Source organism: Curtobacterium poinsettiae, assembly GCF_025677645.1.
In the GTDB taxonomy this organism is placed as follows: Bacteria; Actinomycetota; Actinomycetes; order Actinomycetales; family Microbacteriaceae; genus Curtobacterium; species Curtobacterium poinsettiae_A.
The window spans coordinates 2,224,001-2,240,621 of the sequence record NZ_CP106879.1 but is presented as its reverse complement, the minus strand read 5'-3'; the positions used below and the strand labels follow the sequence as shown (position 1 = coordinate 2,240,621).

Annotated in this window: 15 protein-coding genes, 1 other RNA gene and 1 pseudogene; 5 read left to right on the top strand and 12 right to left on the bottom strand. The window is 72.2% G+C overall.

Annotation, left to right across the window (positions count from 1 at the left end):
• Window positions 1–12: 12 nt before the first annotated feature.
• Together glnA and OE229_RS10780 are read right to left on the bottom strand one after the other, a co-directional pair.
• A complete protein-coding gene (gene glnA, locus OE229_RS10785) occupies window positions 13–1,350 on the bottom strand; it encodes a type I glutamate--ammonia ligase (RefSeq protein WP_027465449.1) in 1,338 nt (445 codons plus the stop codon).
• A gap of 114 nt (window positions 1,351–1,464) precedes the next feature.
• Window positions 1,465–1,644, bottom strand: a complete 180-nt coding sequence (locus OE229_RS10780) for an SPOR domain-containing protein (RefSeq protein WP_111023013.1) — start codon at window positions 1,642–1,644, stop codon at window positions 1,465–1,467.
• A gap of 256 nt (window positions 1,645–1,900) precedes the next feature.
• Here OE229_RS10780 and map point away from each other — a divergent pair, with 256 nt between their 5' ends.
• The 3 genes and pseudogenes from map to rnpB all read left to right on the top strand — a co-directional run bounded on the left by map (window position 1,901) and on the right by rnpB (window position 4,056).
• Window positions 1,901–2,764 (top strand): type I methionyl aminopeptidase, encoded by an 864-nt coding sequence (gene map, locus OE229_RS10775; RefSeq protein WP_182067036.1) that lies wholly within the window; start codon window positions 1,901–1,903, stop codon window positions 2,762–2,764.
• Between the two features lie 41 nt (window positions 2,765–2,805).
• Window positions 2,806–3,554: pseudogene (gene ppgK, locus OE229_RS10770) on the top strand (polyphosphate--glucose phosphotransferase).
• A 141-nt stretch (window positions 3,555–3,695) separates the two neighbouring features.
• An RNA gene (rnpB, locus tag OE229_RS10765) (RNase P RNA component class A) lies at window positions 3,696–4,056 on the top strand.
• 226 nt (window positions 4,057–4,282) lie between these two features.
• Here the strand turns inward: rnpB and OE229_RS10760 are convergent.
• The 10 genes from OE229_RS10760 to OE229_RS10715 form a co-directional block, all read right to left on the bottom strand.
• Window positions 4,283–5,017 (bottom strand): zinc ribbon domain-containing protein, encoded by a 735-nt coding sequence (locus tag OE229_RS10760; RefSeq protein WP_027465445.1) that lies wholly within the window; start codon window positions 5,015–5,017, stop codon window positions 4,283–4,285.
• A 2-nt stretch (window positions 5,018–5,019) separates the two neighbouring features.
• Window positions 5,020–5,865, bottom strand: coding sequence for a Nif3-like dinuclear metal center hexameric protein (locus OE229_RS10755; RefSeq protein WP_182066966.1), 846 nt, complete (start codon window positions 5,863–5,865; stop codon window positions 5,020–5,022).
• 49 nt (window positions 5,866–5,914) lie between these two features.
• Entirely contained in the window at window positions 5,915–7,006 is a 1,092-nt protein-coding gene (locus tag OE229_RS10750; protein WP_262137999.1) for a hypothetical protein, read from the bottom strand.
• Between the two features lie 107 nt (window positions 7,007–7,113).
• A complete protein-coding gene (locus OE229_RS10745; protein WP_262137997.1) occupies window positions 7,114–7,725 on the bottom strand; it encodes an RBBP9/YdeN family alpha/beta hydrolase in 612 nt (203 codons plus the stop codon).
• Window positions 7,726–7,786: 61 nt separating this feature from the next.
• Complete coding sequence (locus OE229_RS10740) at window positions 7,787–8,770, bottom strand: helix-turn-helix transcriptional regulator (RefSeq protein WP_182066969.1); 984 nt, start codon at window positions 8,768–8,770, stop codon at window positions 7,787–7,789.
• Between the two features lie 124 nt (window positions 8,771–8,894).
• On the bottom strand, window positions 8,895–9,308 hold the full coding sequence (locus OE229_RS10735; protein ID WP_247737825.1) for an ATP-binding protein: 414 nt from the start codon (window positions 9,306–9,308) through the stop codon (window positions 8,895–8,897).
• Window positions 9,308–9,643 (bottom strand): STAS domain-containing protein, encoded by a 336-nt coding sequence (locus OE229_RS10730; RefSeq protein WP_262137995.1) that lies wholly within the window; start codon window positions 9,641–9,643, stop codon window positions 9,308–9,310. The genes OE229_RS10735 and OE229_RS10730 overlap by 1 nt, the downstream gene beginning before the upstream one ends.
• Before the next feature lie 59 nt (window positions 9,644–9,702).
• Entirely contained in the window at window positions 9,703–10,911 is a 1,209-nt protein-coding gene (locus OE229_RS10725; RefSeq protein WP_262137993.1) for a multidrug effflux MFS transporter, read from the bottom strand.
• Window positions 10,912–11,334: 423 nt separating this feature from the next.
• The gene (locus OE229_RS10720) at window positions 11,335–13,992 is read right to left on the bottom strand and encodes a phosphoenolpyruvate carboxylase (protein WP_182066971.1); all 2,658 of its coding nucleotides are present in this window, start codon (window positions 13,990–13,992) and stop codon (window positions 11,335–11,337) included.
• 213 nt (window positions 13,993–14,205) lie between these two features.
• The gene (locus tag OE229_RS10715) at window positions 14,206–14,889 is read right to left on the bottom strand and encodes a biliverdin-producing heme oxygenase (protein ID WP_263344444.1); all 684 of its coding nucleotides are present in this window, start codon (window positions 14,887–14,889) and stop codon (window positions 14,206–14,208) included.
• Window positions 14,890–14,973: 84 nt separating this feature from the next.
• On the opposite strand from OE229_RS10715, the gene OE229_RS10710 reads away from it, so the two are divergent.
• Together OE229_RS10710 and OE229_RS10705 are read left to right on the top strand one after the other, a co-directional pair.
• Entirely contained in the window at window positions 14,974–15,819 is an 846-nt protein-coding gene (locus OE229_RS10710) for a siderophore-interacting protein (protein ID WP_262137991.1), read from the top strand.
• A gap of 206 nt (window positions 15,820–16,025) precedes the next feature.
• A complete protein-coding gene (locus OE229_RS10705) occupies window positions 16,026–16,592 on the top strand; it encodes a GIY-YIG nuclease family protein (RefSeq protein ID WP_259577680.1) in 567 nt (188 codons plus the stop codon).
• Window positions 16,593–16,621 lie beyond the last annotated feature (29 nt).

Sequence of the window (16,621 nt, the reverse complement as noted above, 5' to 3'; positions counted from 1 at the left end):
GGGCGCTCGGTTCTAGAGCGCGCCGAGGTTGGTGTCGAGCTCGAACGGGGTGACCTGGTCGCGGTAGCGCTTCCACTCCTGCCGCTTGTTGAGCAGCACGAAGTTGAACACCTGCTCGCCGAGGGTCTCGGCCACCAGCTCCGAGTCCTCCATGAGGCTCAGGGCGTGGTCGAGGCTCGCGGGCAGCTGGCTGTAGCCCAGGGCGCGGCGCTCCGAGTCGCTGAGGCTCCACACGTTGTCCTCGGCCTCGGCGGGGAGTTCGTACTCTTCCTCGATGCCCTTGAGGCCGGCGGCGAGCAGCAGCGAGTACGCCAGGTAGGGGTTCGCTGCCGAGTCGATCCCGCGGTACTCGATCCGTGAGGACTGGCCCTTGTTCGGCTTGTAGAGCGGCACGCGCACCAGTGCCGAGCGGTTGTTGTGGCCCCAGGTGACGAAGGACGGGGCCTCGTCGCCGCCCCAGAGCCGCTTGTACGAGTTGACGAACTGGTTCGTCACCGCGGTGATCTCCGGCGCGTGCTTGAGTACGCCGGCGATGAAGTGCTTGGCCGTCTGCGACAGCTGGTACTGGCCACCGGCCTCGTAGAAGGCGTTCTGGTCGCCCTCGAACAGCGAGACGTGGGTGTGCATGCCGGAACCGGGCTGGCCCGAGATCGGCTTCGGCATGAAGGTCGCGTAGACGCCCTGCTCGATCGCCACCTCCTTCACGACGGTGCGGAAGGTCATGATGTTGTCCGCCATCGTCAACGCGTCGGCGTAGCGGAGGTCGATCTCGTTCTGCCCGGGGCCGGCCTCGTGGTGCGAGAACTCGACCGAGATGCCGAGGTCCTCGAGCATCCGGACCGACCGGCGGCGGAAGTCGTGCGCGCTGCCGCCGGGGACGTTGTCGAAGTAGCCGGCCTGGTCGACGGGCTGCGGGCCGCCGTCCTTCCACTCGCGGCTCTTCAGCAGGTAGAACTCGATCTCGGGGTGCGTGTAGAACGTGAACCCACGGTCGCTCGCCCGCGCCAGGGTGCGCTTCAGCACGTTGCGGGGGTCCGCCACGGCGGGTTGCCCGTCCGGTGTCGTGATGTCGCAGAACATCCGCGCGGTGGGGTCGATCTCGCCGCGCCACGGCAGGATCTGGAACGTCGAGGGGTCCGGGTGCGCCAGGACGTCGGCCTCGTACGAACGGGTGAGGCCCTCGATCGCGGAGCCGTCGAACCCGATGCCCTCGGCGAACGCGCCCTCGACCTCGGCCGGGGCGATCGCCACCGACTTCAGCGTCCCGATGACGTCCGTGAACCAGAGTCGGATGAACTTGATGCCGCGCTCCTCGATGGTGCGGAGCACGAAGTCCGTCTGCTTGTCCATGCACGACCTTTCCGTGTATCGGGTGGCCGCTGGCGGGCCTCGTCCCAGGCTAGTGGTCCGGCGGTGTGCGCGGGGCCGTGCGACGCGCCGTCACCGGGGCGCCGGCCACGGTGTTCAGCGGTCCTCGGCGTCCCACTTCTCGTTGTTCGCGGCGATGCGGTCGAGCGCGTGCTGCGCCTCCTCGCGCGTCGCGAACGGGCCGATCCGGTCGCGCTGCGGCGACTGCGGGCCCTGCTCGACCTGGCCGGTCTTGTCGTTGAACCACCACTGGGACTCGATGCGTTCTTCGCTCATGCCGCCCACCGTACCCACGTCGCGGACCCGACGGACCGGCAACCGGGCGGCTCCGCGCCGAGCCTCGGCTCCCCGGACGGCTTCCATGTCGCGCCTACCGGATTCTGTCCGCCGGTCCGAGGCTCGGCGCGCCTGGAGGCCCGGTGCCGGTCCGGCGGACCGGCACCGGGCCTCCAGACAGTCACGCCCACCCCGTCGGCTCGCCCCCCTGGGGCGGTTGCGTTCGGCGCGTCGCGCCGCGGCTAGAGTGGTCCGCATGCCCCGGGACGAACACGGACACCTGACCGCCGGCCGCATCTCCCCGCACCGCGCCGTCCCGAAGGACATCGAGCGTCCGGAGTACGTCGGGAAGGTCGAGCCCCACGAGCACGGTCTCGGTGACACCTACACACCGGACGAGGTCGAGCGCATCCGGGTCGCCGGACGCATCGCGTCGCAGGCCATCGACGCCGTCGGCGAGGCCATCCGCCCGGGTGTGACCACCGACGAACTGGACCGGATCGGGCACGAGTTCGTCGTCGCGCACGGCGCCTACCCCTCCACCCTCGGCTACCGCGGCTACCCGAAGTCGCTGTGCTCGAGCCTGAACGAGGTCATCTGCCACGGCATCCCCGACGACACCGTCCTGCAGGAGGGCGACCTCGTCAACATCGACATCACCGCCTACAAGGACGGCATGCACGGCGACACGAACCGCACCTTCGTCGTCGGACACGCCGCGCCCGAGGTGTCGGACCTGGTCACCCGCACCGAAGAGGCACTGCGCCGCGGCATCAAGGCCGTCGCACCGGGGCGGCAGGTCAACGTGATCGGTCGCGCCATCGAGGCGTACGCGAAGCGCTTCGGCTACGGCGTCGTCCGCGACTACACCGGACACGGCGTCGGTCGGGCGTTCCACTCCGGCCTGATCATCCCCCACTACGACGCACCGCAGTACGACACGGTGATCGAACCCGGCATGGTGTTCACCATCGAACCCATGCTCACGCTCGGCGGCATCGACGCCGACATCTGGTCTGACGACTGGACGGTCTCGACCCGTGACAAGTCGTGGACCGCGCAGTTCGAGCACACCCTCGTCGTCACCGAACGCGGCGCGGAGCTCCTCACCGTCTCCTGACCGGACACCTCCGGCAGGCAACCGAAAGGCACGACAACCTCATGACCTCCCTCGCAGTCGGCGTCGACATCGGTGGTACGGGCATCAAGGGCGCGATCGTCGACGTCGCGTCCGGCGCCCTCACCACGGACCGCATCAAGAAGGCCACGCCCGAGGGCGGGAAGCCCCAGGACATCACGGCGGTGGTCAAGGAGATCATCGGTGAGCTCGCGCCCGGTGACGACGTCCCCGTCGGGGTCTGTTTCCCGGCGATCGTGCGGGACGGCAAGACGATGTCCGCCGCGAACGTGTCGAAGAAGTGGATCGGCTTCGAGGCCGAGGCGCTGTTCGAGAAGGAACTCGGCCGCTCCATCCACTTCGTCAACGACGCCGACGCCGCCGGGTTCGCCGAGCAGCAGTTCGGTGCGGCCAAGGGCAAGGACGGCCTGGTCATCGTGACGACGCTCGGCACCGGCATCGGCACCGCGCTCATCAACGACGGTGTGCTCATCGTCAACTCGGAGCTCGGGCACCTGGAGATCGAGGGGCACGACGCCGAGTCGCGCGCCTCGTTCGCCGCCAAGGAGCGCGACGACCTGTCCTGGAAGCACTGGGCGAAGCGCCTGCAGAAGTACTACTCGACGCTCGAGGCGCTGCTCTCCCCGAGCTCTTCGTCGTCGGCGGCGGGGTCTCGAAGCAGTACGAGGAGTTCCTCCCGCTGCTCGACCTGCAGGCCGACATCATCCCCGCGACGCTCCGCAACAACGCCGGCATCATCGGCGCCGCGACCCTGGCAGCGCGCAGCGTCTAGCGCTGGTCGGGCGTACCTGGTCGAATCGGGCGTCCCTGGTCGGAACTTCTGACCAGGGACGCCCGTTCTCATCAGGTACGCCTGGCGAGGGGCTCCCCTCGCAGCGGGCACCGCGGAGCCGGGTAGACTCGCTCCAGCGAATGGGTCGGTGAGACGGTCGCGTCGCTCCCCCGGGAGCGCCGAGGAACGTCCGGGCTCCACAGAGCAGGGCGGTGGGTAACACCCACCCGGAGCAATCCGCGAGACAGTGCCACAGAAAGCAGACCGCCGGCGGCAACGTCGGTAAGGGTGAAACGGTGGTGTAAGAGACCACCAGGGGTCCGGGTGACCGGATCCGCTCGGTAAACCTCGCCCGGAGCAAGGTCAGACAGAGGACGTTGAGGCTGCTCGCCGAGTCCTCGGGTAGACCGCTGGAGGCCGACGGCAACGTCGGTCCGAGAGAGATGGCCGTCACCGCCGTGCAAGCGGCGGGACAGAACCCGGCGTACGGCCGGCCCATTCGCCCCTTCTCCTCGCCACGTTGGCTCGCACCGGGGCGCTCGGCGCGCGCGGTCACGACTCCCCGCTCAGGTTCGCCGAGTGGTCGCCAACTGTCGGCCAGCACGTCGGCAGCCGACAGTTCGTGACCGCTCGGCGCCACGCGCGCGACGCGTTGCGACCAGCCCACGAACGAACAGAAGGCGCGGTGCCGTCGGGCACCGCGCCTCCTGTCCGGACGTCGCTCGCGTCTACAGCCCGGACTCGGCCGTCCGCACCAGGATCGCGTCGCTGTCGGGGCACAGCACCACGTCGTCGGGCGCAGCCCGCCGGATGGTCTGCAGGTCGGAGTTGTTGAGCGCCACGCCGGACGCCGTCGACACGCCGCCCTGCAGCAGCGAGGCACCGAAGCCGTACCGCGCACGCTGCCGGTCGTACAGGGCGAGCAGCTCGGCCGGCACCTTGGCGGCGACGTCGGCGCGGGCCTGCTCGGCGGACTCGCGGTCGGCGGTGAGTCGGGCGATCTCGGCGTCGCGCTCGGCGACCAGACCACCGCGAGCGGCCTCGACGTCGGCGAGCTTCGCCTCGATGTCACCGACCCGGGCGCGGAGTCCGTCGAGGTTCTCCATGATCTCGAGTTCGGCGGTCTCGAGGCCGCCGATGCGCCGCTGCAGCGAGTCGAGCTCACTCTGCAGTCCGGCCGCGTCCTTCGCGTTGGCGACGTTCTGCAGCATCGTGGTGTCGCGTTCGACGCGCGCCTGCGCCACAGCGGTGTCGGACTCCAGGCGTGCGAGGTCGCGCTCGGCGTCCTCGACCTCGCCGGTGGCGGCGACGAGTTCGCTCCGGAGCGCCGCGGCCTGCTTGCTCAGCTCGGTCAGCTGGTCGCCCTTCTGCAACGACGTGATGCGGTGCGCGATGCGGGTGACGTCGTTGTCGAGACGCTGGACGTCGAGGAGGATGACCTGGTCCTCGGGTGCTGCCTTCATGGTCAAGCTCCTTCTGTGGGGGTGGTGGGTTCGGCGGCCGGCAGGACGGCGAAGTCCCACGGGTCGGTGCGGAGGTCGCTCACGCTGACGCGGACCCCGGCCCGGGTGCGCAGCTGCGCTGCGGCGACGTCGAGCCAGAGCCACTCGGTGGCCCAGTGCGAGGTGTCGATGAGCGCCGGCCCGCCGCCGAGCAGCGCCTGCTCGCGGAACTCCGAGGCCGGGTGGTGCCGCAGGTCGCTCGTGATGTACACGTCGGCGTCGAGCACGGCGGGATGGCCGAGCAGCGAGTCGCCCGCACCCGCGCAGAGCGCCACGGTGCGGACGTGCTGGTCGAAGTCACCGGAGACGCGGACGCCGGTCGCGGTGGGCGGCAACAGGTCGACGAGCTTCCGGGCGAGGGCGCCGAGGGTCGTCCCCTCGGGCAGCACCCCGACCCGGCCGATACCCGTGTCGGGGTCGGCTGCGGCGTCGAGCGGTCGCTGCTCGGTGAGCCCGAGGCGATCGGCGAGGACGGCCGAGGTGCCGGTCGTCACGACGTCGGCGTTGGTGTGCGCCGCGAGCAGGGCGCTGCTGCCACGCACGAGGGTCGCGAGGACGCTGCCCTTGTAGGTCGATTCCGCGATCGTCGTCACCCCGCGGAGCAGCAGCGGATGGTGCGTGAGCAGGAGCCCGGCGCCGAGTTCGACGGCTTCACGGGCGGTGGCCGGGACCGCGTCGACGGCGAGGTGCACGTGCTCGACGGTGGCGTCCGGGTCGCCCGCGACGAGCCCGACGGAGTCCCACGACTCGGCACCGGCGGCGGGCCACAGGTCCTCGATCACGGCCTGGAGTTCGCGGAGCGTCGGCATCCCGTCAGTGTACCGAGGCGACCGCCCCGCACGGGGCACCCGCGAGCCGTCAGCGACGACCGAGCAGGCCGAGCAGCCGGTCGACGAGTCGCGACCACCAGCCGGCCGGGGCCGGCTCCGCCGCCGTGTCGGTGTCGGTGTCGGTGTCGGCTTCTGCCGCGTCCGCGACGGGGGCGGGGACGACCGGTGCGGCGACGGCGTCCGGCAGGACGACCGGCGTGCTGGCGATGACGCCCTGGTGCGCGGTGAGCGCGGCGGCGAAGGCCGCACGGTCGATGACCGTCGGCCCGGTGGCGGGCAGGACGAGCGGGGTCGGTCGCGTGGCCGCCGACACCGGGGACACGGCCGGGAGGCCCAGCACCGGTCGGACCGGTTCGTCGCGTTCCGGGGTGACGAGTTCCACCACCGCCGCGGCTTCCGGTGCGGGTGCCTGCGCCGCTGCGGGGACGTGCCGTGCTGCGCGGCTCGGCACGGGCGCCGGCCGGGTGACGGGCGCCACGGGCGCGGTCGCTGCGCGGCGGGCTGCGGCGCGGTCACGTCGGTCCGCCTCGGCGGCGGCGTCGGTGAGCAGGTCGGCGAAGACGGTGTGGGCGAAGGCGCGGGCGGCGGTCACCTCGGGGTCGTCGGAATCGGCGACGGTGGCCTCCCACGCGGCGAGCCGCGCCAGGTCCTCGTCACGGCGGCGGACCTCGGCCTCGAGCAGGACGATGCGCTCGATGGTGCTGCGGCCCGTGGACGACGACACCTCGACGGCGAGGTCCTCGATGCGCAGGGCCAGACGCTCCGGCGGCTCCGGGAACGACGGGGCGCAGACGGCGGCGTGGCGGGCGCGGTCGCGGCGGAACGCCGGAGCCGCGACGGGTGCCGACCGGGTCGTCTCGTCGGCCGGTGCCGGGCTGGCGACGTGCGCGGGAGCGGTCGTCGCGGCGGCGGTCACGTCGGCGGAGACGGCGGCAGTCGCGGGCGCGTCGTCGGCGGTGATCGCGGCATGGCCGGGACGCTGCATCGGACCGGTGACGGGCGGGACGACGAGGTCCGGCACGTACGGGGCACGGGTCGCTGGTGCGTCGCGGAGCCACTCCTCGAGCTCGCGGCCGAACGGGTCCACGAGCGGGGTGCGTGCGCCGGACTGGGTCTCCATGTCCGAAGCATAAATATCGCGCGGGCAGGAACGCGGGACATCGCCGGAGTGTCGCTGCACCGCCTGCCATATCGGAGCGGAATTGAGCGGCGTGTCGCGCCCCGTGATCACCGACGTGGGCGGAGGCCGTCCTCGAACACCCGCAGCAGTTCCCGTCCCGCGGGCCAGGCACCGACACCACTGGCGACGTTCACGTGCCCGAGGGCACCGACACGGACGACCTCTGCGCCCATCGCTTCGGCGAACAGGAGGGCCCGGTCCGCGCTGCAGTACGGGTCGTCGTCGCTCACGACGAGGCGCGTCGGGACCCGCTGGGCCGGGGGCGCCTGGCGCGGTGTCACGAAGCCCAGTGCCTCGTCCGGGAACGAGTCACCGAGCGGGTCGGGCGGGGCGACGAGGAAGGCACCGGCGACGAGCGCGGGAGCATGCGCCGTGGTGGCGAGCCAGTCGGCGACGGCCAGGACGCCGAGGCTGTGGGCGACGAGGACCGGGGGCTCCGCGCACGAGGCCACGGCCGTCGAGATCGCGGCGCGCCAGTCGTCGGGATCCGGGTCGCTCCACGAGGTGGGGGCGATGCGGACGGCGGCGTGCTGCCGGTGGTCGCGCCGATCGCGCTCGTCGTGCTCGTCCTGCTGCTCCCGCTCCCAGACGGACTGCCAGTGGTCCGGGCCCGAGTTCCAGATGCCCGGGACGATCACCCACGGTCGCGGTCTGCTCACCGGGGCAGCGTAGCGAACCGCGTCGCACCGATCCCGGGTGTGACGCCGACCTCCCGCCCGGTCAGGGCTGCGGGACCGCGCCTCGGGGCTGCTGCAGTGTGTCGCGCGGGTACTGCCCGAAGCGGGATGCGTACGCCGCCGAGAACCGACCGAGGTGCGCGAAGCCCCAGCGCAGCGCCACGCTCGCCACCGTCAGGTCTCCCGCCGACGCGCGCCGGAGCTCCTCGTGCACGCGGTCCAGTCGGATCCCCCGCAGCAGGGCGTTCGGCGCCGTGCCGACCTGCCGCTGGAAAGCCTGCTGGAGGCCCCGCACGCTCAGGCCGACGTGCGCCGCGACGTCCGTGGTCGTGATCGGCGTGTGGGCGAACGCGTGCATGAACTCCACGGCCTCGCGGACGCGCCCCGTGGCTCCCTGGGGCAGTGCGACGTCGGGGGCGATCGTCTCGTGCGGGAACGTGTCGAGGAACGCCAGGGCGGTCTCGCGCACCGTCTCGGCGAGGGCCAGCTCGGTGAGCGGCGCCGGACCGAGCACGATCGCTGCCGCACGCTGCACCTGCGCGTTCCAGGCGCGCAGGTCCTCCGGTCGGGGTGCTGCGGTGTGGTCGAACACGAGGGGCCCGGTCCGGGTGCCGTGCACCTCGGCGGCGACGCGCTCCAGGTACGTGCGGTCGAACTGGACCAGGCTCTGTCGGACCTCCTGGAGATCGAACACGAAGGGGCGACGCGTCGGGAACACCCGGGGCGTGCCGGGCGCGAGGTCGACCTCCTGCCGACCGACGTCCACGCGTCCGCCGCCGTCCGAGGTCCACATCACGACGTACTCGTCGGGGACCTCGACCTCGCCCTGCATCCGTCCGTCGAACCGAGTGGATCGGAACGTCATCGTGTCGTCGCCCACGACCTGGAACCGGTACCCGAACGGACGATCGGTGCGGGACGCCGAGAACCCGGTGCTCTCGTAGGCTTCTTCGTAGAGTCGCACGGCCGCGTCGAGCGTGGTCCCGGACGTCTCGAACCGCATCCGGGGATCGGGCTCAGCACTCATCGCGCAGATCGTCACACGGTGTCCGTGATGCGCAGCAATCGACCGAGCCGCATTGCGGATTCCGGCTCGTCGAGTGCGCCGGACGGATCACGGGCACCGCAGCGCCTTGCCGGACCGGTCGTGCTCAGTGCCGGTCCCGCAGCACGGTCCACCGGTTCCGGTCCGCCACGCGCTCGTACCGGAGGTCGTCGACGACCATGCGGACGAGTGCGAGTCCGCGACCGCCCTCGGCGAAGTCGTCGGGCAGCACGGCGGCATCGGGGTCCACCGTCGCGGCGACGCCGTCGTCCGACAGGAGCGCCTGGAAGCGCTCGTCGCCGATCTCGAGCCGGAGCTCGCAGGAGACGCCGTCCGCACGCGCGCCGTGCTCGATGACGTTCGAGGTGAGTTCGACGAGGGCGAGCTCGAGGGCCATGCGGTCCTCGGCGGAGACGGACGGCTCGTCCTGCCACACGCCCGCGAGGAAGTCGTGCACCGCGGATACGTCGTCCGGGGGGCACGCCAGTGCGAGCATGTGCTCGGCGACGGGGGCGGTCATCACCAGTCGGTCACCGCGGCGTCCCCGTCGGGGTACGTCCGCAGGATCTTGTCGATGTTGGAGAGCTTGAGCACCATCTGCACCTGTTCCGACGGTGCCGCGATCCGGAGGTCGCCGCCGGCCTGCCGCGCGGTCTTCAGGCTGCCGACCAGGGCGCCGAGGCCGGAGGAGTCCATGAACTCCACCGCGGAGAGCTCGACCACGAGCCGCGATCGCCCGTTGCCGACGATCTGGGCGACGGTCTCGCGGAACGTGGGCGCGGAGACCATGTTGAGCCGGCCGCTGCACTCCAGGACGGCGGTGTCGGTCTCCGCCTCGTGTACGACGATGTCCATCTCGGTGGGTCTCCTCAGATCGGTGCGCCTTGCAACCAGCAACCTACCGGCTCCGACCCTCAGTTGTGTGACCGGTTTCGCCGCGTCGCCGTCACCTGCACCACGACGGCTGCGGCCATCAGCACTGCCATCACCCCGCCCATCGCCAGTGCAGTGCCACCGAGGGCGCCGGCGAGCGGGGTGCCGAGACCGCCGATGCCGAAGGTGAGCCCGCCCTGCAGCGCGGCCGCGGTGCCCGGGTGCGCCGAGCCGACGTGCTGCGTGCGGGTCATCGCCGCCGGCAGCACGAAGCCCCACGCGGCCGTCACGACCGCGAGCGCGCACCACACCGGCACCGGACCGAGCCCCAGGATCGCCGACACGAGCACGGCCGTGGCTCCGACCGTCCCGACGGCCAGGCCGAGGGACAGCAGAGCGTCCTCGGTGAACCGTCCGACGAGCCGACTGAACAGCACCGTCGTGACGATCATCATCGACGCGTTCGTGGCGAAGACCAGGGTGTACATCCCTTCGGAGAAGCCGTACTCCGACTGGAACACGAACGAGCTCGTCGCGATGTAGGCGAAGAACCCCACCGTCGACAGCACGCCGCTCAGCACGTAGGCCCGGAACCGCGGGATCGCCAGGAGCGCGCGGATCCGCTGCCCGTTGGCCGCGAACCCGACGCCGCCGCGTCGCTCCCGCGGCAGGGTCTCGCGGAACCGCAGCACCACGGCCACGAAGAACACCGCACCGAGCGCGGCCAGCACGACGAACATGAGCCGCCACGTGCCGACCGTCAGCACCGCTCCCCCGGCCAGCGGTGCCACCACGGGTCCGGTCGCGTTGATGGCCGCGAGCGTGCCGAACACCTTCGCCATCCGGGTGCCGCTCGTCACGTCGGACACCATCGCCCGGCCGGCCACGGCACCCGCGGCTCCGGCGAGTCCCTGGGCGACGCGGGCCACCACCAGCGTCACGACGTCGGGGGCGAGCGCGCAGCCGACCGACGCGAGGGCGAACAGGGCGGTCCCGACGACGAGCATCGGCCGACGACCGATCCCGTCACTCACCGGTCCGACGAGCAGCTGGCCGACCGCGAAGGCCACGAGGAACGCCGTGAGCGAGAGCTGCACCGCGCCGGGCGTGGTGCCGAGGTCGCGCGCGATGGCCGGGAGCGCGGGGATGTACATGTCGGTCGCGAACGGCGAGACCCCGACGATGAGCGCCAGCGGCACGATCGGGGGCAGCACGGTCGTCGTCGGTCCCGTCCTGCGCTCCGTCGTCACCTCGGACACGCTACGCGTCCCCGAATCGATTCGACGAGCACTTCGTGAGCAGGAACGGTCGGTTCGCGGTGCCGGACGCGACCGTTCCTGCTGCCGAAGCGCGGCCGGCGACGTGCGCGCGGACGGACGGGAGGCCCGGTGCGGGCCCGCCACGGGCCTCCTGTCCGGCGCCGCGAGCGGTCACGACAACCCGCTCACGTTCACCGAGTGGTCGCGTTCCGTCGCCCGGCGACGGCGCAGCCGACGCTTCGTGACCACTCGGCCGGGGCCGCCCGACGGGTCCCGACCGCTCAGGCCGACCGACGGCGCGAGGCGCAGCCGACGCATCGTGACCGCTGGGCGGTCAGCACGAGACGTGCGCGCGGACGGACGGGAGGCCCGGTGCCAGCTGGCACCAGGCCTCCCGTCCGTCGGGTGGGGGCGTCAGCCCGTGTTCTGCAGGCCGGCGGCGATCCCGTTGACGGTGAGCAGCAGGAGCCGGTGGTCGGCGTCCGTCGGATCCGTGCTGCCGGAGGTGCGGATGGCGCGCAGCGCCCGGAGCTGCAGGTGCGACAGGGCGTCGACGTACGGGCTGCGCAGGCGCACGGCGCGGGCGAGGACGGGTCGGTCCTCGAGCACGTCGCTGCCGCCGGAGACGCGGAGCACCCAGTCGCGGGTGCGGGCCATCTCGTCGAGCACCTTCGCGGCGAGGTCGTCACGGTCGGCGAGCTCGAGGTACCGGCGGGCGATGTGCTCGTCGGTCTTCGCGAGCGACATCTCGACGTTCTTGATCATCGCGGCGAAGAGCGGCCACTCGGCGTAGGCGGCGCGGAGCACGTCGACGTCGCCGACGGCCTCGAGCGCAGAGCCGAGCCCGTACCAACCGGCGAGGTTGATGCGCGCCTGCGTCCACGAGAACACCCACGGGATGGCACGGAGGTCCTCGAGCGACTCCACCGACAGGCCACGTCGGGCCGGGCGGGAGCCGAGGGGCAGCAGGCCGATCTCCTCCATCGGGGTGACCCGGGCGAACCAGGGCGCGAAGCCGTCGGCCTTGACCAGGTCGTAGAAGGCGACGCGTGAGACGTCGTCGAGCTGCTGTGCGAGGTCGGCGAACCGGGCGGCCGCGGCGGCGGTGCGCGCCTCGTTCGACGGCGACGACGCGAACAGCGTCGCCGAGGCCATCTGCTCGAGGTGCCGTGCGGCGATGTCCTGGTCGCCGTACTGGGCGAAGATGACCTCGCCCTGCTCGGTGAGCTTGAGTCGGCCGTCGATCGACCCCGGCGGCTGCGCGAGGACGGCCTCGTTGGCGGGTCCGCCACCCCGGCCGAGCGAACCGCCCCGGCCGTGGAACAGGGTCAGTTCGATGTCGTTGTCGCGGGCCCAGTCGGCGATGCGGGCCTGCGCGTCGTACAGCGCCAGGTTCGCGGACACCGGGCCGACGTCCTTCGACGAGTCCGAGTACCCGAGCATGACCTCGAGCCGACGGCCGGTTGCGGCGAGGCGTCGCTGGAACGCCTCGGTGCGCACGGCCTCGTCGAGGATGTCGACACTGGCGTGCAGGTCGGCGAAGGTCTCGAACAGGGGGATGACGTCGAGCACCGGCGCGGCCTCGGCGGACCCGAGTGCGGCGACCGCGAGTTCGTGCACGTTCGCCAGGTCCGCCGGCGACTGGGTGAAGGACACGATGTACCGGTTCGCCGCGCGCACGCCGTAGCGGGACTGCAGCCCGGCGATCGTGCGGAAGACGGCGAGGACCTCTTCGGTGGTCTCGCTCAGTTCGCCACCGGCGCGGATCTCGGCGAGGGCCGTGCGGTGCACCTGGGAGTGCTGGCGGACCTCGAGTTCGGCCAGGTGGAAGCCGAAGGTCTCGACCTGCCAGACGAGGTTCTGCAGCTCACCGTTCGCCGGGCGGACGGCACCGGAAGCGATGAGCGACGTCTGGATGGTGCGGAGGTCGGCCAGCAGCGCCTCGGGGCCGTCGTAGGCGAGCGGCGTGGTGCCGGTCCGGGTGGCGTCGATGCGCGCGGCCACGAACAGGAGCGCACGACGGTGGGTCTCGTTCGGTGCGCGGACGCCGATGCGCTCGGCGATTCCCGGGTCGAGGGACTCCTGCGCGGCCACGAGGGCGGTGAGTCCGGCGTCCGCGGGGGTGTCACTGGCGTCGAGGGTCAGGGCGCTGCCGATGCGGGTGGTCGCGCGGGCGAGGCCGAGCAGGATGTGCTCCGCCGCGATCTCGGCGGCCTGACGGGTGACGTCGGCCGTGACGTGCGGGTTGCCGTCGCGGTCGCCGCCGATCCAGGTGCCGAACCGCACGAACGCGGGCGCGATCACGGATGCACGACCGGCGTCGTCGCCCTGCAGCCGGTCATCGAGCAGGCGGTAGACCTGCGGGACGATCTCGAACAGGGTCTGGTCGAACACGCTCATCGCGGTGCGGACCTCGTCGAGCGGGGTCGGCCGGGTGGTCCGGAGCGGCGAGGTGCGTAGGAGGGTCGTGATCTCCTCGAGCAGGCGGCGCTCGTTCTCGGCGCGGGCCGTCGCGTTCCGGGCGCGGTCGCGCTCGTCGATGAGATCCGTGATGCGGCGCACACCCGTGGTGACCGCGCGGCGGCGGGCCTCGGTCGGGTGGGCCGTCAGCACCGGGTGGAACCGCAGGGTGCGGAGGCGCTCGGCGGCCTCGGCCTCGCCGACCTCGGCGACGAGCTCGGCGTAGGTGGCGGGGAACGAGTCGCCGGCCACGCCGCCGTCGTCACCACGCTGGCGGAGGACCCGCACACGGTGGTGCTCCTCGGCCAGGTTGGTGAGGTGGAAGTAGGTGGTGAACGCCTGCGCCACGGCCTCGGCGCGTTCGGCCGACATGCCCGAGACGATCGCCTGGGCACGCGCTGCGCCCTCGGCGTGGTCGCCCTCGTAGGCGTCGATCACGGCGGCGCGCAACGACTCCACGTCGTGGAGCAGTTCGTCGCCCCCGTTCTCCCGCAGCACCCGGCCGAGGAGGTTGCCGAGGTACCGGACGTCGGCGCGCAGGTCGCTGTCGACCGCACCGCTGACGTCGTCCCGCGCGCGCTCGTGGCGTGCAGATCCGTCGATCGCCGTCATGGAGTCCTTTCCGGGTCGTCCGGGAGGCTGGTCCCGGGTCCCAGCAGCGTATCGGCACCGGGAGGCACGTGACGTCGACCGTCCGGACGGACGCGGGGCGGGGTCCGGACGGACGCGGGGCGGGGTCCGGACGGACGCGGGGCGGGGTCCGCGCAGGGCCGGGTCCGCGCGGTCCCACGCGCGGCCCCGCTCCGGGTACTGCCTGGCGTGGGGTCAGGCGGGCACGGAGGCGCTGCCCGGTTCCTGACGGAACGGCGCACGGCGGGCATCGAGGCCGGCGAGCAGCCCCCGGTTCAGCTCGTAGGCGAGCTCGACCTCGGCGATCACCCGCTCCTGCTCCCCGGCCGTCCAGGGCGCGGCGTCGAGCTGGGCCCGGTAGGTGTGCTCGAAGTCGCTCGGGTCGGCGACCTGGTCGAAGATGTAGAAGAGGACTCCGTTCGTGTCGAACCCGAACCGCTCGGCCAGCACCTGGCCGATCACGTGCCCGCCGGACACGTCGCCGAGGTACCGCGTGTAGTGGTGCGCCACGAAGCCGCCGGGCCACTCCGCCGCGACCTCGTTGAGGCGTCGCACGTACGCGGTCGTCGCGGGCAGCGGGCACACCAGCTCGGACCAGTCCGGGCCGATCAGGTACTCGAGGTCGGCACGGATCGCCGGCATCCGGGTGAGCTGCGCGGTGACGAACGGCGCCGCCACGGGGTGGTCGGCCATGCGTTCCGCCGCCCGCTCGAGCGCGTCGTACACGAAGGCGTACTGTCCGAGCAGGTCCGCGTAGTCGGCGACGTTGCAGTCGCCGCCGAGCAGGTCCTGCATGAAGCCGCTCGTGGCCGAGGCACCGTGCGAGCGCCGCGTGCGACGCCGCAGCAGCTCGGAGAACGGGATGACGGTCGAGTCCATGAGGTAAGGCTAACCTTAGTGATGCGCGCGTCAAGCAGGGATCACCCAGGTGGCGCCGAACCCGCGAGAGGAAGCTCCCCCACGATGAGCTCGAAACCCAAACGCCCCCAGCACGTCTTCGTCGTCGACCGCACCGAACGGCTCTCGCCCCACATGGTGCGCGTGCACCTGGGCGGCTCGGCCTTCGAGGACTTCGTCGCCCAGGCCGACCCCGACCGGCTCGGCGCGACCGACAAGTACGTCAAGCTCCTGCTCGCGAAGCCGTCGCTCGGACTCGTGCCGCCGTACGACCTCGAGGCCCTGCGCGAGACCCTGCCGAAGCACGACCGCCCCGCCCGCCGCACGTACACGGTGCGCGCGGTCGACCACACCACACGGACCATCGCGATCGACTTCGTCGTGCACGGCGACGACGGCCTCGCCGGTCCCTGGGCAGCGTCCGCACAGCCGGGCGACCGGCTCGCCCTGTCCGGGCCCGGTGGTGGCTACGCGCCGACCACCGACCCGGCGGTCACGCACGTGCTGCTCGGTGACGACAGCGCCCTGCCCGCGATCGGCGCAGCACTCGAGTCGATGCCCGACTCCGCCACCGGGGTCGCCCTGGTCGAGGTGGCCGGGCCCGCCGACGAGCAGGACCTCCGGCACCCGGCCGGGGTCGACCTGCGGTGGCTGCACCGGGACGCCACCGGCGCCCAGCCGGGCACGCTCCTGCTGGAGACGGCCCGCGGGCTGCCGCGTGCCTCCCGGCCGGTCCAGGTCTTCGCGCACGGCGAGCGGACCGCGATGAAGGCGATCCGTCGGCTGCTGCAGGATGACTGGGGGCTGGTGAAGCGCGAGATGTCGTTGTCGGCGTACTGGGCGCTCGGTCGCGGCGAGGACGAGTTCCAGGAGGAGAAGCGCGAGCCCGTCGGGGTGATCTTCACCGACTGACGGCGGCCTGCCTGCCTGCCTGGCCGGTCCTTCCCAGAACGCGCGCGATGGCTGGTGAGAACGGGCGTCCCTGGTCGGAAGAACAGACCGGGTACACCCGATTCGACCGGGTACGCCCGATTCGACCAGGTGTGCCCGGTACGCCCCGCGCGCGCAGCGGCCGGGAGGCCCGGGGCACGTCGGTGGGTCGGGCTAGCGTTCGGGGCATGGTCTCCTCCTCGTGCTGCGTGCCGGGTTGCGCAGGCGTGCTCGCGGATGGTCTCGCGGGCGTCCCCCTGTGCGGTGCGCACGTCGCGTTCGTCGCCGACCTCGCGGCCGAACACTCCGGCATCGAGGACGCGCTGCCCGGTCCGTGCCCGGCGTGCGGGTCTCGGATCGGGGTGCGGTACCCCTCGGGCGTGGTGTGCGCCCGGTGCGAGTGGCGCTGGGGGGAGGTGCCGGACGGCGACCTCGCTCCCCCTCGAGTCGACGTCGTCTACTACCTGCGGATGCGCGACGACTTCGGTGACCGCATCAAGATCGGTACGACGATGAACCCCCGGCAGCGGCTCGCGGCGATCCCGCACCAGGACCTGCTGGCGTTCGAGCGCGGTGACCGGACCCTCGAACGCCGACGGCACGCCACCTTCGCCGCCAGCCGCTACCCGGGTACCGAGTGGTTCCGGGCGACGCCGGAACTCCTGGCCCACGTGGACACCGTCGCTGCCGGAGTCGACGATCCGTGGGACCTGCACGCCCGGTGGACGAGCGAGGCGCTCGCGCTGCGGGGCTGAGCCGCGACCGGGCGGTCGGATCCCGTGCC